This is a genomic window from Nocardia sp. CDC153 (genome assembly GCF_035818515.1).
GTDB lineage: Bacteria > Actinomycetota > Actinomycetes > Mycobacteriales > Mycobacteriaceae > Nocardia.
The window spans coordinates 1131718-1157853 of record NZ_JAYKYU010000001.1; the positions used below are offsets into that span (position 1 = coordinate 1131718).

General features: G+C 69.6%; 24 protein-coding genes and 1 tRNA gene. 19 read left to right on the top strand and 6 right to left on the bottom strand.

What is annotated here, in order from left to right; translation table 11 throughout:
- Entirely contained in the window at positions 1-765 is a 765-nt protein-coding gene (locus VMT65_RS05085) for a PP2C family protein-serine/threonine phosphatase (RefSeq protein ID WP_326306727.1), read from the top strand.
- Here VMT65_RS05085 and VMT65_RS05090 read toward each other — a convergent pair.
- A complete protein-coding gene (locus tag VMT65_RS05090) occupies positions 749-4039 on the bottom strand; it encodes a hypothetical protein (RefSeq protein WP_326306728.1) in 3291 nt (1096 codons plus the stop codon). The two genes, VMT65_RS05085 and VMT65_RS05090, sit on opposite strands and share 17 nt — an antisense overlap.
- Before the next feature lie 93 nt (positions 4040-4132).
- Entirely contained in the window at positions 4133-4828 is a 696-nt protein-coding gene (locus VMT65_RS05095; RefSeq protein WP_326306729.1) for an IclR family transcriptional regulator, read from the bottom strand.
- A gap of 159 nt (positions 4829-4987) precedes the next feature.
- Here VMT65_RS05095 and VMT65_RS05100 point away from each other — a divergent pair, with 159 nt between their 5' ends.
- The 7 genes from VMT65_RS05100 (at position 4988) to VMT65_RS05130 (ending at position 10790) form a co-directional block, all read left to right on the top strand.
- Entirely contained in the window at positions 4988-6025 is a 1038-nt protein-coding gene (locus VMT65_RS05100; protein WP_326306730.1) for a TIGR03617 family F420-dependent LLM class oxidoreductase, read from the top strand.
- 8 nt (positions 6026-6033) lie between these two features.
- Positions 6034-7263 carry a cytochrome P450 gene (locus tag VMT65_RS05105; protein ID WP_326306731.1) on the top strand — a complete coding sequence of 410 codons (1230 nt, stop codon included), beginning with the start codon at positions 6034-6036 and terminating at the stop codon, positions 7261-7263.
- Between the two features lie 83 nt (positions 7264-7346).
- Positions 7347-7420, top strand: a tRNA-Met gene (locus tag VMT65_RS05110).
- A 172-nt stretch (positions 7421-7592) separates the two neighbouring features.
- Entirely contained in the window at positions 7593-7994 is a 402-nt protein-coding gene (locus tag VMT65_RS05115) for a hypothetical protein (protein WP_326306732.1), read from the top strand.
- A 46-nt stretch (positions 7995-8040) separates the two neighbouring features.
- Positions 8041-8694 (top strand): TetR/AcrR family transcriptional regulator, encoded by a 654-nt coding sequence (locus VMT65_RS05120; protein ID WP_326306733.1) that lies wholly within the window; start codon positions 8041-8043, stop codon positions 8692-8694.
- Positions 8695-8779: 85 nt separating this feature from the next.
- Positions 8780-9745: an alpha/beta hydrolase gene (locus tag VMT65_RS05125; protein WP_326306734.1), complete on the top strand. Its 966-nt coding sequence runs from the start codon at positions 8780-8782 to the stop codon at positions 9743-9745.
- Between the two features lie 46 nt (positions 9746-9791).
- Positions 9792-10790 (top strand): hypothetical protein, encoded by a 999-nt coding sequence (locus VMT65_RS05130; RefSeq protein WP_326306735.1) that lies wholly within the window; start codon positions 9792-9794, stop codon positions 10788-10790.
- A 164-nt stretch (positions 10791-10954) separates the two neighbouring features.
- On the opposite strand, the gene VMT65_RS05135 is transcribed toward VMT65_RS05130, so the two are convergent.
- Positions 10955-11974: a LacI family DNA-binding transcriptional regulator gene (locus tag VMT65_RS05135; RefSeq protein ID WP_326306736.1), complete on the bottom strand. Its 1020-nt coding sequence runs from the start codon at positions 11972-11974 to the stop codon at positions 10955-10957.
- A 105-nt stretch (positions 11975-12079) separates the two neighbouring features.
- Here VMT65_RS05135 and VMT65_RS05140 point away from each other — a divergent pair, with 105 nt between their 5' ends.
- From VMT65_RS05140 to VMT65_RS05155, 4 genes are read left to right on the top strand one after another with little or no spacing between them, the layout of a single operon-like run.
- Entirely contained in the window at positions 12080-13489 is a 1410-nt protein-coding gene (locus VMT65_RS05140; protein WP_326306737.1) for an APC family permease, read from the top strand.
- 24 nt (positions 13490-13513) lie between these two features.
- Positions 13514-14638: an alpha/beta hydrolase family protein gene (locus VMT65_RS05145; RefSeq protein ID WP_326306738.1), complete on the top strand. Its 1125-nt coding sequence runs from the start codon at positions 13514-13516 to the stop codon at positions 14636-14638.
- Complete coding sequence (locus VMT65_RS05150; RefSeq protein WP_326306739.1) at positions 14635-15042, top strand: hypothetical protein; 408 nt, start codon at positions 14635-14637, stop codon at positions 15040-15042. The genes VMT65_RS05145 and VMT65_RS05150 overlap by 4 nt, the downstream gene beginning before the upstream one ends.
- A gap of 42 nt (positions 15043-15084) precedes the next feature.
- On the top strand, positions 15085-15636 hold the full coding sequence (locus VMT65_RS05155; RefSeq protein ID WP_326306740.1) for a hypothetical protein: 552 nt from the start codon (positions 15085-15087) through the stop codon (positions 15634-15636).
- 115 nt (positions 15637-15751) lie between these two features.
- On the opposite strand, the gene VMT65_RS05160 is transcribed toward VMT65_RS05155, so the two are convergent.
- Together VMT65_RS05160 and VMT65_RS05165 are read right to left on the bottom strand one after the other, a co-directional pair.
- Positions 15752-16534: an SDR family NAD(P)-dependent oxidoreductase gene (locus VMT65_RS05160; RefSeq protein ID WP_326306741.1), complete on the bottom strand. Its 783-nt coding sequence runs from the start codon at positions 16532-16534 to the stop codon at positions 15752-15754.
- A 33-nt stretch (positions 16535-16567) separates the two neighbouring features.
- A complete protein-coding gene (locus tag VMT65_RS05165; protein ID WP_326306742.1) occupies positions 16568-17137 on the bottom strand; it encodes a DUF308 domain-containing protein in 570 nt (189 codons plus the stop codon).
- Positions 17138-17307: 170 nt separating this feature from the next.
- Between VMT65_RS05165 and VMT65_RS05170 the strand changes: the two genes are divergently transcribed.
- The 4 genes from VMT65_RS05170 to VMT65_RS05185 all read left to right on the top strand — a co-directional run bounded on the left by VMT65_RS05170 (position 17308) and on the right by VMT65_RS05185 (position 21610).
- Positions 17308-17754, top strand: coding sequence for a VOC family protein (locus VMT65_RS05170; protein WP_326306743.1), 447 nt, complete (start codon positions 17308-17310; stop codon positions 17752-17754).
- 18 nt (positions 17755-17772) lie between these two features.
- On the top strand, positions 17773-19227 hold the full coding sequence (locus VMT65_RS05175) for a dihydrolipoyl dehydrogenase family protein (protein ID WP_326306744.1): 1455 nt from the start codon (positions 17773-17775) through the stop codon (positions 19225-19227).
- 62 nt (positions 19228-19289) lie between these two features.
- Entirely contained in the window at positions 19290-20171 is an 882-nt protein-coding gene (locus VMT65_RS05180) for an aldo/keto reductase (RefSeq protein WP_326306745.1), read from the top strand.
- Entirely contained in the window at positions 20168-21610 is a 1443-nt protein-coding gene (locus tag VMT65_RS05185) for an aldehyde dehydrogenase (protein WP_326306746.1), read from the top strand. The genes VMT65_RS05180 and VMT65_RS05185 overlap by 4 nt, the downstream gene beginning before the upstream one ends.
- A gap of 129 nt (positions 21611-21739) precedes the next feature.
- Here the strand turns inward: VMT65_RS05185 and VMT65_RS05190 are convergent, their stop codons facing one another.
- The gene (locus tag VMT65_RS05190; RefSeq protein ID WP_326306747.1) at positions 21740-24454 is read right to left on the bottom strand and encodes an AAA family ATPase; all 2715 of its coding nucleotides are present in this window, start codon (positions 24452-24454) and stop codon (positions 21740-21742) included.
- A gap of 130 nt (positions 24455-24584) precedes the next feature.
- Between VMT65_RS05190 and VMT65_RS05195 the strand changes: the two genes are divergently transcribed.
- The 3 genes from VMT65_RS05195 to VMT65_RS05205 are packed head-to-tail and all read left to right on the top strand — an operon-like array spanning position 24585 to position 26085.
- Positions 24585-25013 carry a hypothetical protein gene (locus VMT65_RS05195; RefSeq protein WP_326306748.1) on the top strand — a complete coding sequence of 143 codons (429 nt, stop codon included), beginning with the start codon at positions 24585-24587 and terminating at the stop codon, positions 25011-25013.
- Complete coding sequence (locus VMT65_RS05200) at positions 25013-25957, top strand: alpha/beta fold hydrolase (protein ID WP_326306749.1); 945 nt, start codon at positions 25013-25015, stop codon at positions 25955-25957. Before VMT65_RS05195 ends, VMT65_RS05200 begins: the two co-directional genes overlap by 1 nt.
- A complete protein-coding gene (locus VMT65_RS05205; RefSeq protein ID WP_326306750.1) occupies positions 25954-26085 on the top strand; it encodes a hypothetical protein in 132 nt (43 codons plus the stop codon). The genes VMT65_RS05200 and VMT65_RS05205 overlap by 4 nt, the downstream gene beginning before the upstream one ends.
- The last annotated feature ends 51 nt before the right edge of the window (positions 26086-26136 follow it).

The following is a 26136-nucleotide window of genomic DNA, read 5'->3' on the forward strand; positions in this document are numbered from 1 at the left end:
ATGCACACCGAAGCCATTGATATCTCTGCCGTGGAGTCCGCCGCCATGGAAAGAGAGGTGCGGCTGGGGCGGGTGGCGGGATCGGCGGTGAGCAAGCCGGGCGGGCGCACCATCAACGCGGACGCGTTCGCCACCTTCACCGATCATCGGGTGGGGCGTGCGGCTTTCGCGGTGGCCGACGGGGTGGGTGATCATTTGGCGGCGGCGCGGGCGGCGCGGCTGGTGGCAAGGACTGCGGCCCGGGTCGCGGTGTACTCGGGTGCGCGGGCGGGAATCCTTGCGGCGCAGCGGGAACTGTTGCGTGAGCTGCCGGAGGCGAGTGCCGACAGCGTGGTGGTCGTGGCCGTGCTGCCCGCGGGCGGACAGCCGGATGCGCCGTCGGACATCGCCTGGGTGGGCGACACCCGCCTATATCGATGGAACGGCCGCGTTCTGCACCGCGTCACCACCGATCACACTGTCGCCGAATACTTCCGGGCGCGTGGGCACGAGCCCATGCCGGGCATGGACCATCTCGTCACGACCTCGGCCCGCACGGTCCGCCCCGAGGAGATCGGCCACGCCAGCACCGGTTCCAGCACCGGCCGCCTGCTGCTGTGCACCGACGGCGTCGGCAAGCGGCTGGGCATGCCCGCCATCAAAACCATTCTGGCCGAAGGCAGCTCGGCAAAGTCCACCGCCGAGACCCTGGTCGACGCCGCCCTGGCCACGGGCGGCACCGACAACACCACGGCCCTGGTGATCGACGCTATTCCGGCGCGGTGAAAACGGCGTAGGCGGCGCGGCGCACATTCACATCGGCGTGGGCGCGCAGTCCGGTCAACAGCGTCGTCCAGGGTTCGGCCCAGCCGAAGTGCTTGCCGCACTGGGCGATCAGAGCCACCGCCGCCAGCACCGTCGGGATGTCGGGGCGGGCGGCGAGGCCGGTGGCGATCGGTGCCAGCGCCTCGGACGGCAGGGCGGGGAGATCGTGCGCGAGCCTGGCGACCAGACGCTCCGCCGGGAATCCCAGCAGGGTTCCGGTCGCCACACCGGACAGGCCGTCGATGGTGGCGACGGTCGCTTCCGGTTCGGTCCAGCGCACCGCCGCGAGGGTGAGATCGACGACCTGGGGATGCCACAGCGGGTCGGCGGCGAGCAATGCGGTGACGGCCGCGGCGGCCGGCCGGGCGACCTCGTTGTTTCGCAAGACCGGGTGCAGGAGCTGCGCGAGAGTCGAAAGGCGTTGGTGCGCGGGCAGATCGCGTCCCGGCAGCGTCCGGTCGTGGTCGCGCAGCGCTGATACCGCCGCCGTGAGCGCGGCGTGATCGCCGGAGACGCCGAGGCTGATCAGCAGTACCCGCAGCGCGGTGCGCCACATGCCGAGTTCGGAGAGATCGGTGAGGCGGGCGACCAGCACGTCGCCGGTGTCCGGTGGCGCCCAGCGGTACCAGTTGCCCAGGGCCGCAAGGGCTTGCGCGGCGACGCGCGGATCGTCGCCAGCGGCCACATCCCGCAGCAGGGCGGCGAAGCGTTCCCGGTAGGGGACCGGCAGTGTCGTCGGCGAGATGTCGAGGAGCGCGCCCGCGACGGCCGGATCGGTGGCCGCCTCCGCGAGCAGACGCCAGGCGCGCTCGTCGCGATACAGCCCGCGAATGCCGAACACGGCCGCTCGCCGGATGTCTCGGTGGAGGTCGGGGCGCTGCCAGAGCCGGTCGATGCGGGTCATGGCGTCCGGGGCGGGCAGGGTGGCGAGCAGTCGCACGCCCTCCTTGACCGCGGTGATCTTCGGCGAATCCAGCAGGGGCGTGAGGATCGCGCCGAGTCGGTCCGGGGGTACCGCGCGGGCGCAGGACGCGAGGCTGAAGACCGCGACCCGGGCCCGATCACCTGTCACATACCTGGCGAGTTCGGCCCCGGCCCGCTCCGGTTCGTCGCTGCGCCCGAGTGCGGTGAGCGCCGCCTCGGCCAGCGTGAGGTCCGCGGCGTCGGTGTAGGCCAGGATGCGCGCGAAACTGCCCGGCACCCTGCCCAATTGGCGGACGGCAGCGGCACGTTCGGCGATCGACGGCTTGGACGAGCGCGCGCAGGCGTCCAGGAGCTCGGCGTACCGGTCGAGGGAGGCCGGTGTCCAACGGTCGAGTCCACCGAGATGCACGGGTACGAAACTCACCTTGCCGGACAGGAATCGGCCGGGTGTCTTCCCGCTCAACAGGATGTCGAGCAGATCGGTGCGCCGCTGCGACACGATGAATTGCACCGTGGGCAGCAGCATTACGGAACGGTCGTGGCGCAGCAACTCGTTCAGGTGGGCGTCGCGGGTGGCGGGATTCGCGAGTGCGAGGTCCACGGCTCGTCGCACGGTGTAGTCGGAGGACGCGGTGCAGGCGCGCAGCACGAGTCGCTGCAGACCCGCGACACCGTGGGCCCGGCGATCGAGCCCGGCGGCCAGTTCGAGGGTGAGATCCCAGTGGTCGCGTGCGGCGTCGGCTTCCAGACGTGGCCGCAGGGATTCGAACAGGCGGTGCTCGGCACCGTGGGGCAGATTCCTGTGCAGCCCATAGAGATGCAGCGCGAACGACACCTCGGCCAGCAGGCCGGTCATAGCGAGCGCGGCCTCCGTGAAGGCACTGTCGCCGGTCCGCGCGCCGCGTTGCAGGAGAATTTGGTTGAGGGTCGAGACGGCCTGAGTCGTGTAGTACGACCGGTCGCGGGCCCGCAGTGCGTCCTCGGCGAGCTGCAGCAACCCGGGCAGGTGCGCGGCGGTCAGGAGATCCGGCGAGAGGCGGGTGATCGCCTCCAGTGCGGCGCGGCGGACGGGATCCTGCTCATTGCGCAAGCGCGCCAACAGCTCCAAGAGTTCGCCGACCACGGCGGGATCGCGGCTGCCGGCGGCCGCGGTCACCAACAGCGGATAGGCGCGAGCGCGTTCGTCCGCGGTGGGACGGCGAATCGCCTCGGCCAGTATCGGTTTCGCCTCCGGCCAGGGCAGGCGGGCCGAGAGTCGTTCGGCCACATCGGGAACATCCGCTCCGCCCGGACGGGCCAGCAGTTCACGGGCGAGAGCGGCACGTTCGCGGCGGGGGAGGGCATCGAGGACATCGGTGTCGGCCTGCGCGGGAGCGATACCCGGCAGCATCAGCAGCGGACTCGCGATGGCCGTGCGACGGCCGGGCGGCAGGCACCGCAGCAGTCGGCGGCGTTCGTTCGGCGGGCAGATCTCGTAGATCTCGCGCAGCCGGTCATCGGACAAGGGCAGCATGGCACGCCACAGAGTGGTCCCGCCGAGTCCGCGACCGTGGCCGCTGCCGTGCAGGATCAACCCGGCCACCGCCTCGGCGTCGTGGCGGGCCAGCGCGCCGATCACGGGTGTGAGAGCGGTGACGGACAGCCACTCGACGGCCTGTCCGGCCACGGCGAGTAGCCGCGACGGATACCGCGCCGCTGCAGCCACATTCGCGGTAAGTGCATGCCAGAGTTCGCGCCACTCCTCGCGGTCGGCGCTGCCGATGCGGGCCTCGACATGGTCGAAGACCACGTCGATGTGCCTGCGACCCAGCACGGCCCAGTTCACCGCGTAGGCGACCGACTCCAACTCCCGCGCGACCACCGCCGCGGAGCAGTACGGCAGTATCCGCGCGCTCTCGGCCTCCCCGAACAGCGAGCGCACAGTCGACTGAATCTCGTCGGCCAGCACCGTGTTTCCGAACCGGGCGAGCGCACGCCAGACACTCGTGCGCTCGAGCTGTGAGAGCTGTGGGAGCCGATCACTCACGATCTTCGGCTCGACCCCCAGCCGAATCAGACCCGTCAGTGCGCGGGTGGCCGTCGCGCGGTCGGGTGAATCCAGTTGTCGGAGCAGATAATCCCGGTCACCGCCGATGGTCGCCATCCGCACCGCCGTGCGCCGCTCGTACCACCCACCGGCCGACAGGTCCGCCAGCACCGGCCCCAGCGCGCCGGATCCCGCCAACCGCCGTGCCTCCCGCGCGATCTCGGTCTCGCGTTCCGGCACCGAGGCCCGGGCCACCTTCGCCAACAGCTTCGCCGCTCCTGTCACGGGCGTCACGCTACTGCCGTGATCGCCGCCCGCCCATTCAATTTCCGTTCGGAATCAGCCTGACCTGGTGTTCGGGTCACGACACGCGGCGCGTCAGCCGTTCAAGCGTTCGCCGATGCGGCGGGCGGCGGCCGAGATCAGCGGGGCGATGTGTCGGGGCTGCAGGCCCCGGCCCGCCGCCGAGATCGCGCCGGTGATGGTGCCGTCGGGCGCGAAGATGGGTGCGGCGGCGCTGGCGATCCCCATGGGGCAGCGCTCGGCGGCGCTCACCGCCACCCCGTGGGCGCTCCGGGTGCGGTGCAGCCGGGCGTGCAGCCGATTCACATCCAGGGGAGTCGAATCCGGGTCCGGCTCGGCGAACAGGGCGTCCACGTGTTCGGGCGGCATGGCGGCCAGCACCGCCCAGCCCAGGACCGTGCGGGCGGCGGAGGTGCGGCGGCCGACCGCGGAGGGGACGCCCGCGCCCGGCCCGCCGACCTTGTCGAGATAGCGAATCTGCCTGCCCTCGAGCACACCCAGATGGGTGACCGCGCCCAGGCGTTCGTGCAGCGCGTGCAGGACGGGTCCGGCGGCGGCGCGCAGATCGGAGCAGTCGCGTTGCCGGGCGGCGAGTCCGAACACGCGCGGGCCGAGGCGGTAGCCGGGCGGGTCGTGGTCGAGCCAGCCGAGCTGGACCAGCTGCCGGATGATGCGGAACACCGTGGAGCGGGGCAGGGCGGTGTGGGCGGCGACATCGTCGAGGGTGAGCCGGTCGGGGCCGGTGGCGAAGGCGTCGAGCACCTCCGTCATGCGTTCGAGCATCGACGACCGGGTCGCTGTCACGGCACTGTGCATGCGAAAGACCTCCCGGGGCAACGGTATCGACCCGGCCGCCCGGGTGCGCGGGGAGTTTCACTGGGTGGAACCGGCGGCGGATTTCCGGGGCCGCGCGGTGCTTGGGTGGCGAGCATGAAGGTTGATGTGCATCTCGACGCCCGGCCGGACCGCGTGGTCGCGCGGGCGGCGGAACTGGCCGCGCTGGGAGTGGACGGGCTGTTCACGTTCGAGGGGCGGCACGATGTGTTCCTGCCCTTGGCGGCGGTCGCGCCGACCGTTCCCACCGACCTCATGACCAATGTGGCGATCGCGTTCCCCCGCAGTCCGCTGCACGTCGCGCACGCGGCCTACGACCTGCACCTGGCGAGCGGCGGTCGATTCCGGCTTGGGCTCGGGTCGCAGATCCGGCCGCACATCGAAAACCGGTACGGTGCAACGTGGTCGCGACCGGCGGCGCGAATGGGGGAGTTCGTCGCGGCGGTGAAGGCGATTCTGACGGCCTGGCAGTCCGGGTCCGCGCTGAACTTCCGGGGCGAGTTCACGCGGCACACGCTGATGCCGCCCAACTTCGATCCCGGGCCCAATCCGGCCGGGGTGCCGCCGGTGCTGATGGGTGGGCTGGGGCGGCTCATGGTGCGCACCGCCGCCGAGGTCGCGGATGGACTGCTGGTCATGCCCTTTCACACCGAGGAGCACTTCCGTGCGCACACCATGGCCGCGGTGCGGGCCGGTCTCGACCGTGCCGGACGGGAACCGGCGGATTTCACGGTGATACCGCAGGCGATGGTCGCGATCGGGCGGACCGCCGCCGAACAGGAGCACGCCGATGCGGCGGTGCGTCGGCTCATCGCCTTCTACGGCTCCACACCCGCCTACCTTCCGGTGCTGAAAACCGCGGGCCGGGAAGGGCTTCAGCCTCGTCTGAACGAGTTGTCCAAGCGTGGCGCGGTCGCGGAGATGACCGAGTTGATCGACGACGAGCTGCTGTCGCAGATCGCGGTGCGCGGGACGCCGGAGCGGTGCGCCGAGGAACTCGGTCGGCGTTTCGGCGATGTGGCGGGACGGGTCTGCGTCTACTTCCCCGGCTACTCACCGCCGGACCAGCACGTCATCGACCTGGTGTCGGCACTGCATCAGATGTCTGAACCCGCTGTACCCGAGTCTCTTTAGGAGCAGTCATGCCGAATCCCTTGCTACCACCCGGATTCGATTTCACGGACCCGGAACTCTGGGCGACCCGCAGTCCCGTCGAGGAATTCACCACCCTGCGCAAGACCGCGCCCGTCTGGTGGAACGCTCAAACCCCCGAGCAGGCAGCGCCTTTCGGTGACAAAGGCTATTGGGTGGCGAGCCGTCACGAGGACATCCGCGAGATCTCCCGACAGCCGGACCTGTTCTCCTCCAACCGCAATGGCGCGATCATCCGCATGCCCTCCGACACCACCCCCGAACAGCTCGAGCTCAACCGCGCGTCACTGGTGAACATGGATCCGCCCAAGCACACCAGAACCCGCCGCATCGTCTCCAAGGGCTTCACGCCCCGCGCCGTGGAGGGTCTGCGCGCCGCCTTGACCGAGCGCGCCGAACGAATCGTCCACGAAGCCAAGCAGACCGGCGGCGGCGACTTCGTCCAACAGGTCGCCTGCGAACTGCCCCTGCAGGCCATCGCCGAACTCCTCGGCGTCCCACAGGAAGACCGCCACCGCCTGTTCGACTGGTCCAACCAGATGCTCAGCTACGACGACCCCGAATACGGCGACCCGCTCGTCGCCTCCGCCGAAATCCTCGGCTACGCCTGGAACATGGCCGAGCAACGCCGCGCCTGCCCCGCCGACGACATAGTCAGCCGCCTGGTCACCGCCGACCTCGACGGCGAGGCCCTGGGCTCCGACGAATTCGGCTTCTTCGTCATCCTGCTGACCGTCGCGGGCAACGAAACCACCCGCAACGCCATCTCCCACGGCATGAAGGCCTTCGTCGACCACCCCGACCAATGGGAGCTCTTCCGCGCCGAACGCCCCCGCACCGCCCCCGACGAAATCGTCCGCTGGGCAACCCCCGTCACCGCCTTCCAACGCACCGCCACCCGCGACACCGAACTGTCCGGCCAACCGATCGCCGCCGGAGACCGAGTCGGAATGTTCTACAGCTCGGCAAATTTCGACGAATCCGCCTTCACCGACCCCTTCACCTTCGACATCCTCCGCAACCCCAACCCCCACCTGGGCTTCGGCGGCACCGGCACCCACTACTGCATCGGCGCCAACCTCGCCCGCCTCGAACTCGACCTCATCTTCAACGCCATAGCCGACACCATGCCCACCCTCCGCGAACTCTCCGCCCCCCAACGCCTGCGCTCCGGCTGGATCAACGGCATCAAACACTGGCAGGTCGCCTACTCCGACTAACCGCCCAACCCCGCCCGAAAACCACGCCTGGCCAGCCGATTAGGTCCCAGCAACAACCTCTGCGTAAGCTGTAGTCACTCCGACGCGGGGTGGAGCAGCTCGGTAGCTCGCTGGGCTCATAACCCAGAGGTCGCAGGTTCAAATCCTGTCCCCGCTACTAGGCAAACGGCCCGGAACCATTAGGTTCCGGGCCGTTTTCGCGTCGGTTTGGCATTCGGTAGTTCGCCGGATTCAGCGAGCCGCTAGCCCGCCGAGGCATGTGGGAAATGGAGTGCGCGGATTCAGCGGACTCGCGCCGCGAGCCATAGGATGAGTGGCGGAGGGTGGCCATGGGTGGTGAGTCGAGCGTGGGCCGTCCACGCGCGGATTTGGTCGAGCGGTCGATGCCGTTCCTGCCTGTCGGCAGCGAGATTCGGCAGGTGTTCATCGGGCAAGCCGCACCCAGCTTTGCTTTCTTCCTGGTCACCTATCTCACCGGTCTCACGATGTTCTGGATCAAGTACCGCTGTGTGGCCGTCACGCGGGAGGCGATCTATGTGTTGGACAGCAGCAAGTTTTCCGGCGGCGCAAGACCGCAACAGCTGCTGGGCACGATGTCTCGCCGCACCAGACTTGGTCCGGTATCGGGCAGATGGGGGCGGGTGATGCTGCTCGGGGAACAACATTGGGTTCACAAGCGCTTCCACGCTCAGATCGAGGCTGCCGACCGCGAGATCGGATTCGAGTGGTGATCTTCTCGGGACCGCCGGCCTTCAGTGGTCCCGGTATGTTTCGGCAATGGCCCGAACTTCCGAATCCGGCGACATCGATGCCGGACATACCGCCACGCCGGAGCGAGGCGGGTACCGCCGATCCACGGGATCGGCGAGGGGTGAGGCCCGGCGGCGTCAACTCCTCGACAGTGTCGCCGATGATCTGGCGGCCAACGGCCTGGTGGGCTTTTCGCTGCGACGGGCCGCGCGGGCGGCCGGTACCACACACAAGGTGATGCTCTACCACTTCGACGATGCCGACGATCTGCTGGTGCAGGCGATCGTGCTCCTGCGCGAGAAGCGCATCGCCGCCGCGTTCGAGGCCGCCGGGCGAGATCACGCGAGGCTGTCGGAACGAGTTCGTGCGCTCTGGTCGATCCTGACCGGAGCGGAGTCCGGCCTGCGTGTCTTGGACCAAGCGATCGGATTGGCGATGTATGACCCGGCGCGCAACGCACCGCTGGGCGTCGAAGCGTCGAAACAGTATCTGCCACTTCTTCTTTCGATCTGCCCGGCCGGTTGGGACGATCGGCGCAAACACGAGGTGGCCGCAATGATTTTGGCCGCGCTGCGCGGCTTCCTGGTGGATTGGCTCATCAGCGGCGAATCGACGGACGCCAACCCCGGATTCGCGGCCCTGGCCCGCGCCCTGGACCGGGAAGAGGCCGCGCGCGCCTGACGCCCGGGCATCCGCCGACCCCGTTGCCCCCAAGTGAACCACGTGGTTCACTTGGGGTGGCACACCGAACGAGAGGCCGGTCATCATGTCCACTCAGCGGCGGAAAATTCACTTCACCAGCGGCGACACCGAATGCGCGGCATGGCACTACCCCGGCGGCAACGGCGCCTGCGTCATCATGGCGGGGGCGATCGCCGCCACCAAGGAACCCGCCACCGACCGGTTCGCCACGCGGTTCCACGACGCCGGATTCACCGTTCTCACCTTCGACTACCGCCACCTCGGGGAAAGCGGCGGACAGCCCCGGCAAGTGGTTCGGATCGGCGAGCAATTGGCCGACTGGCGGGCCGCGATCGACTGCGCGGCCGCACTGCCGGAAGTCGATCCGGCGCGCCTGGTGATCTGGGGACATTCGCTGTCGGGCGGTCACGTCCTGCATATAGCCGCGCACCGCCCCGGGTTGGCCGCGGCCATCGCCCGATCCCCGCATGCCGACGGTCCGGCAATCTCGCGCAACGCTGCCCGTCATCAGCGACCGGCGGCGTCGCTGCGCTTCGCCGGCCGCGCCGTACTCGACTGCCTCGGCGGGATGTTCGGTCGCGAACCGTTGCTGGTACCGCTGGTCGGCGAGCCCGGAACGGTCGCCGCCCTCACCACTCCCGACGCCCTCGATATGCCACGCGCCCTCATCGCCGGTGACGACCGTCCGGCCTGGCAGCAGACGGTGGCCGCGCGCTCGGCATTGCGCACCGGTTTCTACCGGCCGGGCAGATACGCGGCCCGCATCCGATGCCCGCTGCTGGTCATCGCCTGCGACCAGGACCGCTCCGCGCTGACCGAGCCGGCATTGCGGGCGGCTCGGCACGCACCGGATGCCGAGTTGGTCCGTCTGCCCGGCGGACACTATGCGACCTACCTCGACCAGTACGAGCCCGCACTGGAAGCCGAACTGTCGTTCCTTCGCCGGCGGGTACTGCACGCCGCACCCGAACTCGGACCGCACTCCCCATACTCGAATCCCGACGCCGCCCGCGACCGCATCGGGTCCTAACCGCCCGTCCTCGCGCGGCGCAGATTTCGGATAAGGAGCGGTAGCGGTGGCGGATGAACAGGGTGTATCGGTCGGTGGCCAGGTCCGGGCTGCCGTGGGGCCGGCGCTGATGGCCTCCTTCGTGGCAGGGGGCGGGTTCATCGTCTTCGCGTGGACCACAACGCAGGCGAAGACCGTACGGGCGGCCAGCCCGTGGCAAGACGACCCGTACGACGTGGTGGTGTCGTTCACCGAATTCGTGGTACCGGCGGTGCTGTTGCTGATGGCGCTGCGAATGCTGTTGTGGCGCAACGATCAACCACAACCGGCCTTCCGCGTCGCGCAGCTGGCACGGACCGCTGCCGCGAGCACGGGGCTCGTGGCGTTGACCGCGGCGACGGACTGGATCGCGGTCGCGGTCCAGGCCGATCGCACGGCTTGGACCGCGACGATCACGCCAGCGCTGATCACCGCGCTCGCAGTCCTCACGGCCGTCACCGCGGCCGGGCTGACGATGCAGCGAAAAGCGCTGCGACTGATGGTGTCTCAGCGAGTGCACGATGGTGATTGGCTCGACGACATCGAACCCCTGGCAGCATTGCTCACCGGCGGCCGGGCGATTGTCCGCCCCTCCCACTACAGGTCGGTCGCGACGTTCATCCGCCGTCACGATATCGCCGTCCTCGCGGCGACGGCCGTGTCGGCGGGGGCAGCGGTCACAGCCTCGCAAGCCATCGGTGAGGAGTGGACCGACCCACGGCTCGTCGTCTTCGCAATGGTTGTCGCAACCAGCGGATTCTTCGGGATGGCAATGCTGGGCAACCACATCCTCGTCTTCGCCGCCCCGGTCCCGCGACCGAACCGGATACATCGCGCAGTCCGTGCCGCTGCCACGGCCGCCGCGTTGGCAGTACCGGCCACAGTGGGCCTGCGCGACGCGATCTGGTCCCTGCTCGGCGATGTCACCGAACACACGCCCCTGGGACTACTGCTGCTGGCGACCGGCGGCGCAGTCATCGTCGGAAGTATGACCTTCACCGTCACGGCGACATGCAGCCACTCGTAATTTTGCTCCAGGCCCGGCAACCAATGACCGTGTGCCCCATGACGACGGCAAGCGATCACCCTCTCAGCACCGCCGACTCGTGCTCCGGATAGCCAGCCGGGAAATCGCTGGTCACGTTCCAGGGCCTTTTCATTTGCGTTCGGTGTCGCGAATCCGCTGACTCGCTACCTGGTCGAGGATGCGCGGACGCGCAGTGTGGTTGGTGTGGTGACGGTTGTGTGGTCGGGGTGTGGGTTCAGGAGTAGCTCGACCGCGGCGGCGACCTGGCTGGTCGGGTGCAGGTCCAGTGCGGTGATCGGCGGATGGTTGAGCTGCGCCTTGATGCCGTCGACGTCCTGGGCCACCATCACATCTTCGGGCACGGCGAGGTCGAGATCCCTTGCGGCGGCTGTGATTCCGCGACCGAAATCCTCGAACAGGCCGATGATCGCGTCGGGGCGGTCGGCGTCGGTCAGCAGCTGGTGGGCGGCGTGCCGGGCGGCGGTGGCCGCCTCGTCGCGTGAGCGGCAGCCGATGAGGTTGGCCACGGCGATCCGTTCGGGGCGGCCGGTGTCGCCACACCAGCGCCGGTAAGCGGCGAGGGCGTCGCGGCCCGCACTCCAGTCGAGGTCGGTGGCCACCAGCGCGACCGACCTCGCGCCCGCGTCGGCCAGATGCTCGAGCAGAACGCGCATCCCACCCTGGGTGTCGGGGGCGACGCGGCGGGCGTCGGGATGCCGCGCGTCGTACCCGAGCAGCACGAACGGCAGGCCCGCGCGGTGAGCGGCCGCGCAGCGCGGGTCGTCGGTGAACGGGTCGAGGATGATCAGCCCCTCCAATCCGAAGCGTTGCAGGGAGTCCGGTGTCTCGTCGCCCGGCAGCAGGGCCAAGGCGCGCCGGTGGTGGAGAGCGGATTGGCTGGCCCCCACCGCGATCCGGCCGTACCAGTCCGTCTCCAGCAGGTCCTCGACGGGCATCGCGGCGAAGCTGGGCAACAACACTCCGATGGTGTCCGCACGACCCAGTGCGAGGCTGCGCGCCGCCCGGCTCGGGGCGTAGCCGAGCTCGCCCGCGATCTTGCGGACATGCGCACGAGTCTCGGGGTCGACCCGCCCTTTGTCGTTGAGCGCATGCGAAACGGTGGTCGGCGATACTCCTGCGACTCGGGCGACATCGGCCATGGTCGGGCGCGTGGGTGCGGGCATATCCGCCGATTTTACGGCTTCCGATTGACAGCGCCAAAGCGCATTGGCACACTCACTGCCAATGCGCATTGGCACTGTATGCGCACCCCTCGGAAGGAGACCCGCATGTCGGCAGAGACACGCGGCGACCAGCGCTCGCTCGGCACCCCGCACCTGGTGTTCTTCGTCATCGCCGCGGCGGCTCCGCTGGGTTTCTCGCTCGGCGCGATCCCCCTGGCCATCGGCCGCGGCGGCATCGCCCTCGCGCTGGGGTTCCTGGTCACGGCGGCCATCATGGGCGTGTTCTCGGTGGGCTACGTGACGATGGCCGCGCAGCTCACCGCGCCCGGCGGGCTGTACGACTTCGTGCGCGCCGGGTTGGGCCGTGCGGTCGGCGTCGGCGCGTCCTATGTCGCCCTGGTCATCTATGCCGTCGCGGCGACGGGTGCGGTCGGCTCGTTCTCGGTGTTCGCCCAGACGGCGGCCCAGGATCTACTGGGGGTCCATACCCCGTGGTGGATATGGGCTTCGGGGGTGACCGTGGTGATGGGCGTGTTGGGGATGCGCAGTATCGATCTCAGCGCGCGGGTGCTGGGCGTGGTGATCATGCTGGAGGTCGGCGTGCTGATGCTGGTCTCCGCGGCGATCGTCGTGCGCGGCGGTGCGAGCGGATTGACGCTCGCGCCGCTGCGGCCGAGCGTGTTCCTGCACGGCAATGTCGCCACCATGCTCGCGGTCGGCATCGCCGCCTTTGCCGGGTTCGAGGCAACGGTGATCTACTCCGGGGAAATCCGAGATCGCGCCCGCACGATCCGGCGCGCGACGGCCGTGGCCATCGTGGTCATGGCCGTGGTGTACGCGTTCGTCAGCTGGGCCATCGTCGTCGCCTACGGTGCGGACGCCGCGGCCTCGGTCGCGATGAGCGATCCGACGGCACTGTTCTTCAACGCGGCGCAGAAGTATCTCGGCACCTGGGCGGAAGCGCTGTTGGAAACCCTCGTGGTGTCGAGTCTGTTCGCGTCGATCCTGGCTTTTCACAACGCCACCGCGCGCTACCTGGCCGCGATGGGCCGGGACCGGTTCGTGCCGTCCTGGTTCGCGAAAGCCACGGCCGCCGGTGCACCCGGACGGGCCAGCCTGGCCCACACCGCGTTGACCGCCGCCGCCGTATTGCTCACCCTGGCGCTCGGCGGCGACCCCTACAACGATCTGTACGTTCTGGGCAGCACGCCCGCGGTGGTCGGCATCCCCGTGCTCGAACTGTTGGCGAGCATCGCCATCATCGCCTATTTCCTACGCGATCGACGCGGGCACGGCATCGTCGCCACGATCGTCGCGCCGACACTCGCCGCGCTCGCCCTGGCATTGGTGCTGGCAGCCATCGTCGATCGGATCGACCTGTTCACCGGGCGCACCGGATTCGTGAACACCTTGTCCTGGACGGTGATTCCGGCGGTTTTGCTGGTCGGCGTCGGTACGGGACTGGCCCTGCGCCGCGGCACGGCCACCGCCGACGCGGTGCCGCAACACCCCTGACCCTACGAGAACAAGGAGAGTCGCATGACTTTCGACCCCTTCACCCGCGGCACGCACCCGGTCGGTGTGCGCTCCGACGCATGGCTCGACACCGAGCGCGATCGTGAACTGGCGGTGGAGATCTGGTACCCCGCCGCCGCGTCCCACGCCGGACAGGACCTGGACGCGGCCACCCAGGACGCCTTCGAGCCGGGCTGGTCGGTGGCGGGCGTGGAGTCGGAACTGTTGCGCCAGTCGGCCGTCCGCGACGCTGCCGCGATCGGTGAGACCACCCCGCTGGTATTGCTCATCCACGGCTGGGCGGGATACCGCCGCGAGGCGACATTCCTCGGCACGCATCTGGCGAGCCACGGCTACACCGTGGTGTCGCCGGATGTCCCGGGCAGCACCTTCGGCGATGTGATGGCGTTCCTGACGGCCGGAACCGAGGGCGGCTCGAACGATGCACTGGCAGAACATCTTTCGGGCATCGCCGACGGACGTCAGGGTGACATCCCGTTCTTGATCTCCACCGCGGCCGAGCGCCTCGATGTCGACACCGCGAACGTCGGGGTCACCGGTGCCAGTTTCGGCGGCTACAGCTCGATCATCGCCCCGGCCGTCGACCCGCGCGTCGCCGCAGTAGCGCCGATGTGCCCGGCGGGCGGCCGGGCCGGGTCCGCCGCCGCGCAACCGGTGGACGACTTCTGGGCGAGCAAGCAGCGCTGGGATTGGCAGCGCCCGGTGCCGACGCTGTTCCTGGTGGCCGACCGCGACTGCATGCTGCCGCTGCATACGCAGCTGGATCTGCTGCGCCTCGCCCCGACACCCGACAAGCGCATGGTGGTGCTGGCCGACGCCGACCACAACCACTTCGTCGACGATGTCGAGGCGGGGCAGGCGTGGCTGGCGGAGTTCCTGAAAGGCGTTGCCGCCGAGTTCCCGAGCATGGAGCGCACCGCGCTCAATGTCGTGCCGGTCGAGGAACTGTGCCCCGGCGCGCACGCGCAACTGGCCTGGCGCGGCCTGATCACCGCGCACATGGACGCGCATCTGCGGGGACGTGCCGAGGCGCTGTCGATCGTGCACGGCCCGATCGACGCGATCCTGGCCGACCACGGTGTCACCACCAGCACCATCGTCGGGTCGATGCGAGATACCGCCCGATGACCGCACAGACCGAGAACGAGCGGATCGGCGCGGTCGTGGACGAGGCGTATCGCGCGCTGGCCTTCGACCCCGGCGGCGCACCCGAGTGGGACAGGTTCCATGCGGCATTCGTGCCGGAGGCGCTGCTGGCGCTGCGAGTCTTCCCGCAGGACACCGCGATTCGAGTGTTGACGCTGGACCGCTACGCCGCCGCGCAGCTGGAGAACGAACTCGGCGCGCAGGGCTACGGCGAGACGCCGGGGCGACGCGAGGTCACCCTCGTCGGTGACGTCGCCGCCGTCCGGCAGGAATTCACGATGAACTTCGCCGACCGCGATGTGCCCGCCGTCGACCTGTTCCTGCTGGCCCGCGTCGGCGCGGTCTGGCGGATCGTCGCCGTGGCGAGCGACATGACCCACAACTGAATAACACAACCGAATATCTCTCCACCCAGATGAGGAAGCACCATGAAGTTCACATCCCGCGCCGTCGCCGCCGCTGCCATCGCGGTGACCGCCTGTTCCGTCGCCGCCGGGCCCGCGGTGGCAGCCGAGCACGACCCCACACCCGCCCTCGTGCCCGTCACCGCCGTGTCCGCACCGGCGCCGGACAGCGCCGCGCCCGCGGTCACACCGGTCGCCGCGGCACCGGCCGCGCAGACCATCGACGCCGCGCCGGCCGATCCACAGGCCGCCTTCGAAGCCGGAATGGGTGTGGTGGCAACGAATCTGGGGATCGCGACCAGCGTGGGCACCATCGCGGGCGGATTGATCGGCGCCGCCGCCGGGTGCGTGCTGGGCGGCACCGTCGGTGCCGCGCTGGTGCCCGAGTTCTTCCTCGCCTCCGGCCCGGCCGGCTGCCTGGTGGGTATGGGACTCGGTATCGCCGTGGGATCGCTGGTCGGCGCTGCCGCCCTCGGCATTCCGGCCGGCATCGGCACCGCGATCCAGGTGTTCGGCTCGCAACCGCCGGCGGCGACCACCGTTCCAGATTCGGCCCCCGCGGACGCGCAGCAGTGACGATGCCGCCAATTCCGTAGCCGGACAACTGTGTCGACGGCACATCCGTGCCGTCGACCAGCCCGGACGGCTGTGGGTTCGTTCGACATCGAATCGATCTCCTGTGGTTGCGGTGTCAGGCGCTGGTGCGATCGGCGATGACCGCGACACCCGTTCGGCCGCCGTCGACATCGATGACGGTGCCGTGGATGAAGGCGGCGGCGTCGGAGGCGAGGTAGACGGCGGCTGCGGCGATGGCGTCGGGGTGACCGGGGCGGCCGGCGGGGGTGCCGAGCATCATCGTCTCGGCGGGGTGCTCGACGGCGGGATCCCAGTCGGGGGTGATGATGACGCCCGGGGAGATGGCGTTGACCCGGACGCCGCGGTCGCCGAATTCGGATGCCCATGCGCGCGTGAGGGTTTCCATCGCGCCCTTGGTCGAAGCGTAGAGCGCGCCGACCGGGATGCCGAGGCGCGCGACCCAGGAGCCCAGATTGATGATCACGCCCTCCCCGGTATCGATCATCCCGGGGACGACGGCCTGGGTGAGGAAGAACGGGGCTTTGACATTGACCGCGTACACGCGGTCGAAGCTCTCGTCGTCGATGGTCAGCGTGGTTCCCGGCGGGTAGATGCCCGCGTTGTTGACCAGGACGTCGATGCGTCCGCCCAGGCGGTCGGATGCCGCCGCGGCGAGTGCGCGGCTGGCGGCGGCGGTGCCGTCGAGATCGGCGTGGACATAGTCGGCTTCGCCGCCCGCTGCGCGGATCTGCGCGACGACCGCCGCACCGCGTGTCCGGTCGCGTCCGGAGACGATGACGTGGGCTCCTTCCGCCGCGAAGGCGAACGCGATGGCGCGGCCGATATTGCTGGTGGAGCCGGTGATCAGAGTCTTCTTGCCGTGCAGTCTCTGGGACATGTGCGTTCCTTCTTCGGGATATCGAATGGTTGGTCAGCGGCGGGTGTGCTTCCAGGCCAGTAGGGCGGCCTGCGCGATGAAGAAGATGCCGCCGCCGGTGGCGTAGATGGCCAGGACGTCCAGCGAGGGGGAGTCGGCGGTGGTCTGGGCGATGTAGGTCGCGCCGACCAGGAAGGACAGGCCGCCGGAGATCAGGGTCGGCCATTGCTTGCCGAGGGTGGGGCCTCGTCGGGCCAGGCCGACTATCAGTTGCGCCGCGCCCGAAAGCACTGCCCAGGAACCGAATACACCCAGCACGGCGGCCGCATTGCCGACGGTTCCGGCGAATCCGAGGGCGACGGCGATGACCGCGCTGACGATGCCGTTGAGGGCGATCAGGCGGCGCTCGGAGCCGTCCGGCACGGCGAGCTGGTCGAGGAGCGACGAGACGGCGTCGATCAGCGGGTATACGACCAGGAGTGTCACCGCGATCGCGTCCAAGGTGTCGTGGGACGCGGCGAAGGCGATCGCCCACGCGATCGCCAGGACGCCGCGGGTCAGATACAGCCGGATCAGCGACGAACGTTCGGATGTCGAAACGGGTGGTGCGGCAGTGGTGTTCATGTACACCACCCTCGCGCCGGGACCGCCGTCCCCACATCCGTCAGCTGACGCTGATCGCGACGTAGGTCATGGACGGTACGTCGATACCAGCGTCAGTTGACGGATGTGGCACCCCGCTCCGGAGGCGACAGTGGGATCCACCACCGAAACCACCACAGGAGAACCCGGTCATGGACATGAAACTCGAAGTCGTCGTGCTGCCCGTCGCGGATGTCGATCGCGCCAAGGACTTCTACGCCGGCCGACTCGGATTCCGGCTCGACGCCGACTTCACCGTGAACGACGGCTACCGCGTGATCCAAGTGACCCCGCCGGGCTCGGAATGCTCGATCATCTTCGGAGCCGGAGTCACCGACGCCGCCCCCGGAACCCTGCGCGGACTGCACCTCGTCGTCACCGACATCGAGAAGGCCGTCGCCGAACTCGCCGAACGCGGCATCGCCGTCGACGGACCGTTTCGCGACGCGACCGGTGTCTTCCACCACGCCGGAACCACCGACCGCGTCCCCGGAACGCATCCGGATCGCCGCAGTTACGGATCCTTCGCCGCGTTCGAAGACCCCGACGGCAACACCTGGTTCCTGCAGGAAGTCACCCAGCGCGCCCCCGGCCGCTGACGCCCCCGAAAGCACATCATGTCTGACGAGAACAGCTACGACGTCATAGTCCTCGGGGCGGGACCGGTCGGCGAGAATGTCGCCGACCGCGCCCGAGCCGCGGGTCTCAGCACGGTCGTCGTCGAATCCGAACTGGTCGGCGGCGAATGCTCGTACTGGGCCTGCGAACCCAGCAAGGCCCTGCTGCGTCCCGCACTCCTGTACGCCGAGGCCGCCCGGTTCCCCGGTGTCGCGAGCGCGGTGACCGGGCCGCTCGACGCCCGAGCGGTACTGAAACACCGGGACCGCATGGTCGCCGACTGGAACGACCAGGGCCAGGTCGAATGGCTCGAATCCGCTGGCATAGCCCTCATTCGGGGGCACGGACGGCTCGACGGGGTCCGACGGGTGACGGTGCAGACACCCGACGGCGGCACGGTGCGATTGCGCGCCCGACACGCGGTCGCGATCTGCACCGGCACCCGGGCCGCGGTGCCACCGCTGCCGGGTCTGGACACGGTGCGGCCGTGGACGAGTCGCGAGGCCACCAGCGCCACCGAGGTGCCGGGTCGCCTGGCCATCCTGGGCGCGGGCGTGGTCGCCGTCGAAATGGCCACGGCCTGGCGGGCTCTCGGGTCGGAGGTCGTCCTCATCGCCCGGGAGCCGCGACTGCTCGCCCGCGTCGAACCCTTCGCCGCCGAGTTGGTGGCCGACCGGCTCCGGGAGGCGGGTGTCGAGTTGCGTTTCGACTCGGGCGTATCGAGTGCGGAACGGGCGGGCGGACCCGACGACGGTCTGCACCTGAGCCTGCACGACGGCACCCGAATCGTGGTCGACGAGCTGCTGCTCGCGACCGGGCGCGAGCCCCGCACCGACGACATCGGTTTGGAGACAGTCGGTTTGACCCCCGGTGACTGGCTCGCCACCGACGACGCGTTCACGGTGACCGGCGTCGAGGGCGAATGGCTGTACGCCGTCGGCGATGTCAATCGCCGGGCCTTGCTCACCCATCAGGGCAAGTATCAGGCACGGGTCGCCGGTACCGTGATCGCCGACCGTGCCGCCGGGTGTGACATCGACACCGCGCCGTGGGGAAAGCACACGGGCACCGCGGATCTCGTCGCCGTCCCGCAGGTCGTGTTCACCGATCCCGAGATCGCCGCGGTCGGCCTCACCACCGAGGACGCCGCCCGCGCGGGCCGGATCGTCGAGGTGGTCGACTACGACATCGGCCGGGTCGCCGGTGCGCTCCAGCACGATCCCGGCTATCGCGGCCGGGCGCGCATCCTCGTCGATCCGGAACGCCGGGTGATCGTCGGCGCGGCCTTCGCCGGACCGGGCGTCGCCGAGCTGCTGCACTCCGCGACCATCGCCATCACCGGCGAAGTCCCCCTGGACCGGCTCTGGCACGCGGTTCCCGCATTCCCGACCATAAGTGAGGTATGGCTGCGCCTCCTCGAAACCCATCGTGACCAGCGGGCGGAACCGCGATGACGTCAGCGATTACGTCATCCGACGCACGCGGCCCGCGTAGGGCGACCCATAGCGTCACGACCATGACGACAACCCTTCGCCTGGGCGGCGACCTCGAGGTAGGCCGAATCGGTTACGGCACAATGCGTTTGGCTCCCCAAGAATCCGACTTCGACCCCGGGGTGTTCCACGTCTGGCGAGCCCCCGCCGACCGGCGGGCCGCCATCGCCGTGCTGCGCCGCGCGGTCGAGTCGGGCGTGAACCTCATCGACACCGCCGACGTCTACGCGCTCGGCGACATCGAAGAACTGATCGCCGAGGCGCTGGCCCCGTACCGCGACGACGTCGTCATCGCGACCAAGGTCGGCGCGGTGCACCCGAGTCCGACCGAGTGGCTACCGCTGGGGCATCCGGCCTACCTGAGGCAACAGGCGGAACTGTGCTTGCGCCGACTGCGGGTGGACCATATCGACCTGCTGCAACTGCACCGTGTCGACCCCGAATATCCGCTCGAGGATCAGCTCGGCGCGCTGCACCGGCTCGTCACCGAGGGCAAGGTCCGCCATATCGGCCTGTCCGAAGTCAGCGTCGACCAGATCCGCGCGGCCGCGGAGATCGTTCCCATTGCCAGCGTGCAGAACCTCTACAACCTCACCCATCGCGCGGCCGATGACGTAGTGGAATACGCGGCCGCACAGGGCATCGCGTTTCTCCCGTGGTTCCCCGTAGCGGCGGGTGCGCACGCCACCGCCGACGGCCCCCTGGCCGACGTCGCCGCCGAACTCGGCGCGACGCCGGTGCAGGTGTCGCTGGCCTGGCTGCTGCACCGGTCACCGACCATGCTGCCGATACCGGGCACCGCCTCCCCGACGCACCTCGACGAGAACATCGCCGCCGCACGGATCGAATTGTCCGACAGCCAATTCGAACGCCTCTCGGCTCTCACGGCGGGAGCCCACGAATGATCACCTACGATCGCCTCTACATCGGGGGCGTGTGGACCGAGCCCAGTGAACCGGCACTGCTGGAGATTCTCTCGCCGCACGATCGATCGCTCCTCGGTGCGGCGGCGCAGGCTCAGCCCGCGGACGTGGATCGCGCGGTGTCGGCGGCGCAGGCGGCCTTCGAGGGTCGAGAATGGCGTGATACCCCACCGATCGATCGAATCGCGGTGCTGCGCACGTTCAATGAGCTGCGCGAGCGGCAGGCCGACCGGATCGCCGCGCTCATCACCGCCGAAAACGGTTCCGCCGCCTGGTTCACCCAGGCCGGGCAGGCCGCTCTGACCCGGCAGGCGAATGCCTACCTGACGGCCGCCGAGGACTTCGACTGGGAACGCACCCTCACCCCGTCGGACCCGAACGCGCTCGTGCGCAGTGTGGTTCGGCGCGAGCCGGTCGGCGTGGTAGCGGCGGTGATCCCGTGGAATTCGCCCTTCTCCTCGGCGACCTCGAAGATCCTGCCCGCACTGCTGACCGGAAACTCGGTGGTGCTCAAGGCGTCTCCGGAGAACTCCCTGAGCATGGGCCTGCTCGCCGAGCTGATCGATCGGGTCGGCCTGCCGGAGGGGGTGATAAGCGTGCTGCCCGCGGAACGGGAAACCAGTGAGTACCTGATCTCCCATCCCGGGGTGGACAAGATCGCGTTCACCGGTTCGACCCGGGCCGGTCGCCGGATCGCGGCCATCGCGGGTGAGCGACTCAAACGGGTGAGCCTGGAACTGGGTGGCAAATCGGCGGCGGTGATCCTGCCCGACGCCGATCTGACCGCGGTGATGGACGGCCTGAAATTCGGTGCGCTGCTGAACAATGGTGAATCCTGTATCGCCCAGACCCGGATCCTGGCACCGCGCGCCCGCTACGAGGAGGTGGTGGCGGCGCTGGCCGCGCTGGTCGAAACCCTGCCGGTCGGCGACCCGCGCGACCCGCGCACCTTCATCGGGCCCATGGTCCGCGGCGATCAGCAGCAGCGAGTCCGCGATTACATCGAGATCGGCATCGGCGAGGGCGCGCGCCTGGTCTGCGGCGGCCCGCAGCTCCCGCCCGGCCTGCGGGACGGCTTCTATGTCACGCCAACGGTTTTCGCCGACGTGACGCCGGACATGCGCATCGCGCGGGAGGAGATCTTCGGCCCGGTGTTGGCCGTCCTCGCCTACGACGACATCGACGACGCCATCCGCATCGCCAACGACTCCGAGTACGGACTCTCCGGCGGCGTGTGGTCGGCGGACGAGGACACGGCCATCGCCGTCGCCCGCCGCATCCGGACCGGGACGGTCACCATCAACGGTGCACCGGTCGGATTCGACGGCCCCTTCGGCGGATTCAAGGCCAGCGGGATCGGCCGCGAATACGGCACGGTGGGGCTGGGCCAATACACCGAATATCAGACGATCACCGTCTGACGCCGCCGGCAGACGATTTCCCTCGACCGAGCTCCGGCTCCGGGCACGCTGGGTGCTCGGAGCCGGAGATCGGTTGTGCGGCAGCAGGTTCTGCCCGGTCACAGCTGGCCGGGGTCGATTAGGGCCGGCTCAACTGGCCTTTTCATCCAGGGTGGGCAGTAGCGCGGCGAGGTCACCGCGCGAACTGATGCCGAGCTTCGGGAAGATCCGGTGCAGATGGGTGCTGACGGTCCGGTGCGACAGGTAGAGCCGCTGCCCGATCTCCCGGTTGGTCAGGCCCTGCGCCGCCAGTTGCGCGATGCTCAGCTCGTGCGGGGTGAGCCGGTCGCGCGCGTCCGGGTCGCGGTTCGGGCTGGATTCGCCCGCGCTGCGCAGTTCCAGCCGGGCGCGTTCGCTCCACGCGGTGAAGCCAAGTGCGTCGAAAATCTCTCGGGCCGTACGCAAATGGGTGCGCGACTCCACCACTCGGCGCTGCCTGCGCAGCCACTCGCCGTAGGCCAGATGCAGGCGGCCGCGTTCGGCGGGCCAGTCGGTGAGATCCGCCTCCAGGGCCGCGTCGAACAGTTCCGCGGCCGCCTCACCGGCGAGAACTGCTCGGGCATAACGCATTCCGATATGGAAGGCGGGTGACGGCGTGGCCGCCGCCTCCGGTTCCAGCCCGCGCACCAGTTCCGCCGCGGCGTCGATGCGTCCGGAGCGGACCGCGGCCTCGGCGAGCAGGGGAAGGAAGCACGCGCGCAGCGGCAGCGAATACGACGGGTCGCGGGGATCGTGGATCCGCGCCAGATCGGTGAAGGCGTCGTCGAACCGGCCCTCACCGAGCGCGACGAGCCCCCGGGCCAGCTGCACCTTGGCCAGCACGGGCCGCGCCCCCGCCGCGAGCGCGGTCCGTTCGGCGTCCATCGCGAGCATCGCGGCCTGCTCGTAATCACCACGCAGAGCGAAGATTTCGGCCTGGGTCGCGACCATCGTCGCATGCATGAACGGTTGCCCGGTCTCCAGGGCGAAGGCCACGGACTCGGCCGTGACGGGCGCGGCGGCGGCGAGATCGCCGAGCCTGGCCAGGCTCGAACCCTGGACCGCGAGCGCTCGCGTCAGCAGCCCCAGCCGCCCGGAGGAACGGAATCCGGGCACGGCCGCGCCGGCGAAGTGCGCCGCCAGGTCGAACGCGCCGACCTGGTAGGCCGCGCTGCTGAGATAGTGATCGACCTCCGGATCACGGCCGGTGGTAGCGGCGAGCCCACGCAGGTGGCGCAGCACCGGTTCGCCGCGCTCGAACGGAGCCACGATCGAGTCGATCCCGAGCTTGCGAGGATCATCGCCGGGCAGGCCGAAGGAGTCGGCGACCGTGAGCACCGCCCGACGGGTATCGGGCCCGGGTTCGGACCAGAAGCACCGCGCGGCCGCGGCCCACAGTATCCGCAGTGCGGCGTCGGGAAAGCCGTCGGCGGCAACGGAAGCCGCGAGCGCGGCCAGTTCACCGATGTGCGAAGGACTGTCGCGGATGCCGTCGTCGAACCCGCTGAGCACCCACTTGGCGGTCGCCTCTTGCTCGGTCGTGAGGGGGAGCAGTCGCGCCGCGTCGACCAGCCGTTCGACGGTATCGCGGTGGCCGGAGTCGACGGCCAGCTCGGCCGCGCGCAGCAGGCGAGCCGCGCGGCGGCCCGGGTTGACGCTCAGGGCCGCGGCCCGCTCCAACGCCACGACCGCGCCGCCACGGTGCCGGGACCGTTCGGCGGCGTCCTCGAGGGCCGCCGCGACCGCTTCGTCGGCACCCGCCGCACCCGCCGCCCGATGCCACACCTGGCGATCCGGCGACTCACGCAGTGTTTCGGCGAGCGCCAGATGCGCGCGGCGGCGTTCCTCGGCGGTCGCCGCCGTCACGAGCGCGGACCGGACCAGCGGATGGCGGAAAGTCACCGTGCCGGAGACTGTTGCGACCAATCGGGCCGCTACGGCGGGATCCAGTACCTCGGAGGTCACCGCGGTGCCCAGGAGAATCGCTGTGGCAGTGAGTGTTTCGCTGGTCGAGTCGCCGTCGTTGAGGGCCGCGACGAGCAGAGCCGACCGGGTCGGCGCGGGCAGTGTCGCGCCCCGCGCCGAGAAGGCCTGTTCGAGCCGTTCGGTCAGCGGCAGGGCGGGGGCGGCACCTGTGAGATCCGCTGCGGCCGTGGGTAGTTCGGTCAGCGCCAGTGGGTTGCCCTGGGCCTGCTCGAGCACCCGATGCCGAAGCTGAGCGGGCAGTTCCGGTGCGACGCTGTCGAGCAGCGCCCTTGCGTCGTCGTCGGGCAGCGGGCCGAGCCGCATGGGGGTGAGTCCGGCGGCGCGCAGCGGTGAGGTCGTGTCGACGCGCAGGGTGGCCAGCACGGCGACGGGTTCGGAGTCGAGGCGGCGCGCGACGAAGGCCAGCACCTCGGCGCTGGCCAGGTCGAGCCAGTGCACGTCCTCGGCGACAATCAGCACCGCGCGCTCGGCCGCCGAATCGGCGAGCAGGGTCAGGGCGGCGAGCCCGACCAGGTGAACGCTCGGCTCGTCCGTGCCGTCCGACATACCCAAAGCGGTTGCCAGGGCGTCGAATTGACGTGGTGGCAGCGTATGGAACTCGCGTCGCAACGGGTACAGCAGTTGATGCAATCCGGCGAAGACGAGATTGCTCTCGGCCTCCACCCCGGCAGTGCGCAGCACCCGCAGGCCGGCGGCGGTCGCCGCGGTGGCGGTCTGCTCGACGAGGGTCGACTTCCCGATGCCGGGCTCGCCCTCGATCAGGATCCCGCCGCGGTCGCCCAGGCCGTCCACGAGCGCGGCCAGGTCTTTCAGTTCGGTGTCTCGTCCGAACAACGGCATGGTGCGGAACCCTCCTCCGGGCCCCGAAAGGGTCTGCGGGCCCGGTCGTGACCCTACCGAAAATGGATTACGTCAAGTCAGCGTCATCTGACAGATTCGGCGGCCCGGCACCGGCGGCGAAGGTATTTCCATGGCTACCGTTCGATTCCACCTGATGTCCACCCTGTCTCCCGCCGAAGTCATGCACGTGCTCACCGACTTCGGACCCACCCGTCCCGAGGTGTGGCCGACCATCGACGCCGAACACTTCACCGTCCACGCCCGCGGCGACAACTGGGCCGAGGTCACCGAGGGCACCGCCGCCGCCTGGGAGCGCGCCCGCTACGACTGGGACCCGGCCGGGGACACCGTCGCCATCACCACTCTCGATTCCAAGCTCTTCGGCGGGGGCGGCGGCTGGGTTTTCAAGATCACGCCCGATCTGCCCGGCTGCCGCGTCGACGTCGAGCTGACCCGAAACCCGCAGGCGCTCAAGGGCAAGATCCTGGCGGCGCTGCTGCCCCTGGTCGGGCCCTCCTCGCTGCGCAAGTCCTTCGCCGCACCGCTACAGGCCGCGTGATGTCGATCTCGTACCACGCCTCCGGCGTGCTCACGCCCGGTGCGCACGCCTTCGACTCCGACCGCGTCACGCAGCGGTACCACGCATTCGGCAGTGGGCCGGTCTGTCTGGTTCATCCCGGCGGGCCCGGAATCCACTGGGAGTACCTGCGCATGCCCGCGCTCGAAGAGCACCTGACCATGGTGTACGTCGAGGCGCTGGGCACCGGCGAATCCGGCCGCCTGCCAACCCATCCCAACGGCTACACCCGCGAGCGCTACAGCATCGCGCTGCAACGCATCATCGACCACCTCGGCGTGCCGCGGGTGTATCTGCTGGGCCATTCGCACGGCGCGTTCGTCGCCGCCTACCACGCGATCCACCGCCCGGCCGGGCTCGCGGGCGTCATCCTCTACGAGGGCGCGCCGGTGACCGGGCCCGAGCACGGCGCGGAGGCCGCACGGCGGCTCCAGGAATTCGCCGCCGCGCACGCCGACCGGCCCGAACTGGCCGACGTGCTCGCGGCCTTCGGTGCGATGCAAGACATTTCGAGCGATGAGCAGACGCTCGCCGTGGCCCGCGGCGTCCTGCCCTCGTACATCGCCGACTACTGGGGCGACGAGCAGCGCTGGGCTCCGGTGCGAGATGCGCTGCGCGCCAGCTATATCTCGGGATTGGATGCGCTCGGCAAACCCGAAATCATCGACGACCGAGCCGATCTGCCGAAAATGGCCGTCCCGGCCTTGGTCATCGTGGGCCGCTTCGACATCATCTGCGGACCGCGCTGGGCACAGGAACTGCACGACCTCATCCCCGGTTCGCGACTGGCGATCCTGGAAAACAGCGGCCACCTGGGGCATCTGGAAGAACCGGAACGTTTCACCGACACCGTCCGAGACTTCGTCCGCTCGGCGCAATCCGAGCCCGCACCACGTGGCGGCAAACCCGAAGGAGCCAGCAGATGAGGCGGCAAACCCCCGAAAGCCACCTGATCGCAGAGCTTTTCGTCTGCGGCCCGATCGCGATGCTGATCTGGTCGGAGACCGCCCTGCTGCACGGTCGAGGACCGTCGGCACGCGAGCTCATGGGCTGACACCCGACGGCCCGAGGATGTCGGTGACGCCCCGCCACGGCGGGACGGCAC

What these genes read in the sequence shown, in the direction of transcription:
- VMT65_RS05085 (WP_326306727.1), top strand. Translation starts at nt 1, where the DNA reads ATGCACACCGAAGCCATTGATATCTCTGCCGTGGAGTCCGCCGCCATG.
- VMT65_RS05095 (WP_326306729.1), bottom strand. Translation starts at nt 4,828, where the DNA reads ATGACGGAGGTGCTCGACGCCTTCGCCACCGGCCCCGACCGGCTCACC.
- VMT65_RS05100 (WP_326306730.1), top strand. Translation starts at nt 4,988, where the DNA reads ATGAAGGTTGATGTGCATCTCGACGCCCGGCCGGACCGCGTGGTCGCG.
- VMT65_RS05105 (WP_326306731.1), top strand. Translation starts at nt 6,034, where the DNA reads ATGCCGAATCCCTTGCTACCACCCGGATTCGATTTCACGGACCCGGAA.
- VMT65_RS05115 (WP_326306732.1), top strand. Translation starts at nt 7,593, where the DNA reads ATGGGTGGTGAGTCGAGCGTGGGCCGTCCACGCGCGGATTTGGTCGAG.
- VMT65_RS05120 (WP_326306733.1), top strand. Translation starts at nt 8,041, where the DNA reads ATGGCCCGAACTTCCGAATCCGGCGACATCGATGCCGGACATACCGCC.
- VMT65_RS05125 (WP_326306734.1), top strand. Translation starts at nt 8,780, where the DNA reads ATGTCCACTCAGCGGCGGAAAATTCACTTCACCAGCGGCGACACCGAA.
- VMT65_RS05135 (WP_326306736.1), bottom strand. Translation starts at nt 11,974, where the DNA reads ATGCCCGCACCCACGCGCCCGACCATGGCCGATGTCGCCCGAGTCGCA.
- VMT65_RS05140 (WP_326306737.1), top strand. Translation starts at nt 12,080, where the DNA reads ATGTCGGCAGAGACACGCGGCGACCAGCGCTCGCTCGGCACCCCGCAC.
- VMT65_RS05145 (WP_326306738.1), top strand. Translation starts at nt 13,514, where the DNA reads ATGACTTTCGACCCCTTCACCCGCGGCACGCACCCGGTCGGTGTGCGC.
- VMT65_RS05150 (WP_326306739.1), top strand. Translation starts at nt 14,635, where the DNA reads ATGACCGCACAGACCGAGAACGAGCGGATCGGCGCGGTCGTGGACGAG.
- VMT65_RS05155 (WP_326306740.1), top strand. Translation starts at nt 15,085, where the DNA reads ATGAAGTTCACATCCCGCGCCGTCGCCGCCGCTGCCATCGCGGTGACC.
- VMT65_RS05160 (WP_326306741.1), bottom strand. Translation starts at nt 16,534, where the DNA reads ATGTCCCAGAGACTGCACGGCAAGAAGACTCTGATCACCGGCTCCACC.
- VMT65_RS05165 (WP_326306742.1), bottom strand. Translation starts at nt 17,137, where the DNA reads ATGAACACCACTGCCGCACCACCCGTTTCGACATCCGAACGTTCGTCG.
- VMT65_RS05170 (WP_326306743.1), top strand. Translation starts at nt 17,308, where the DNA reads ATGGACATGAAACTCGAAGTCGTCGTGCTGCCCGTCGCGGATGTCGAT.
- VMT65_RS05175 (WP_326306744.1), top strand. Translation starts at nt 17,773, where the DNA reads ATGTCTGACGAGAACAGCTACGACGTCATAGTCCTCGGGGCGGGACCG.
- VMT65_RS05180 (WP_326306745.1), top strand. Translation starts at nt 19,290, where the DNA reads ATGACGACAACCCTTCGCCTGGGCGGCGACCTCGAGGTAGGCCGAATC.
- VMT65_RS05185 (WP_326306746.1), top strand. Translation starts at nt 20,168, where the DNA reads ATGATCACCTACGATCGCCTCTACATCGGGGGCGTGTGGACCGAGCCC.
- VMT65_RS05190 (WP_326306747.1), bottom strand. Translation starts at nt 24,454, where the DNA reads ATGCCGTTGTTCGGACGAGACACCGAACTGAAAGACCTGGCCGCGCTC.
- VMT65_RS05195 (WP_326306748.1), top strand. Translation starts at nt 24,585, where the DNA reads ATGGCTACCGTTCGATTCCACCTGATGTCCACCCTGTCTCCCGCCGAA.
- VMT65_RS05200 (WP_326306749.1), top strand. Translation starts at nt 25,013, where the DNA reads ATGTCGATCTCGTACCACGCCTCCGGCGTGCTCACGCCCGGTGCGCAC.
- VMT65_RS05205 (WP_326306750.1), top strand. Translation starts at nt 25,954, where the DNA reads ATGAGGCGGCAAACCCCCGAAAGCCACCTGATCGCAGAGCTTTTCGTC.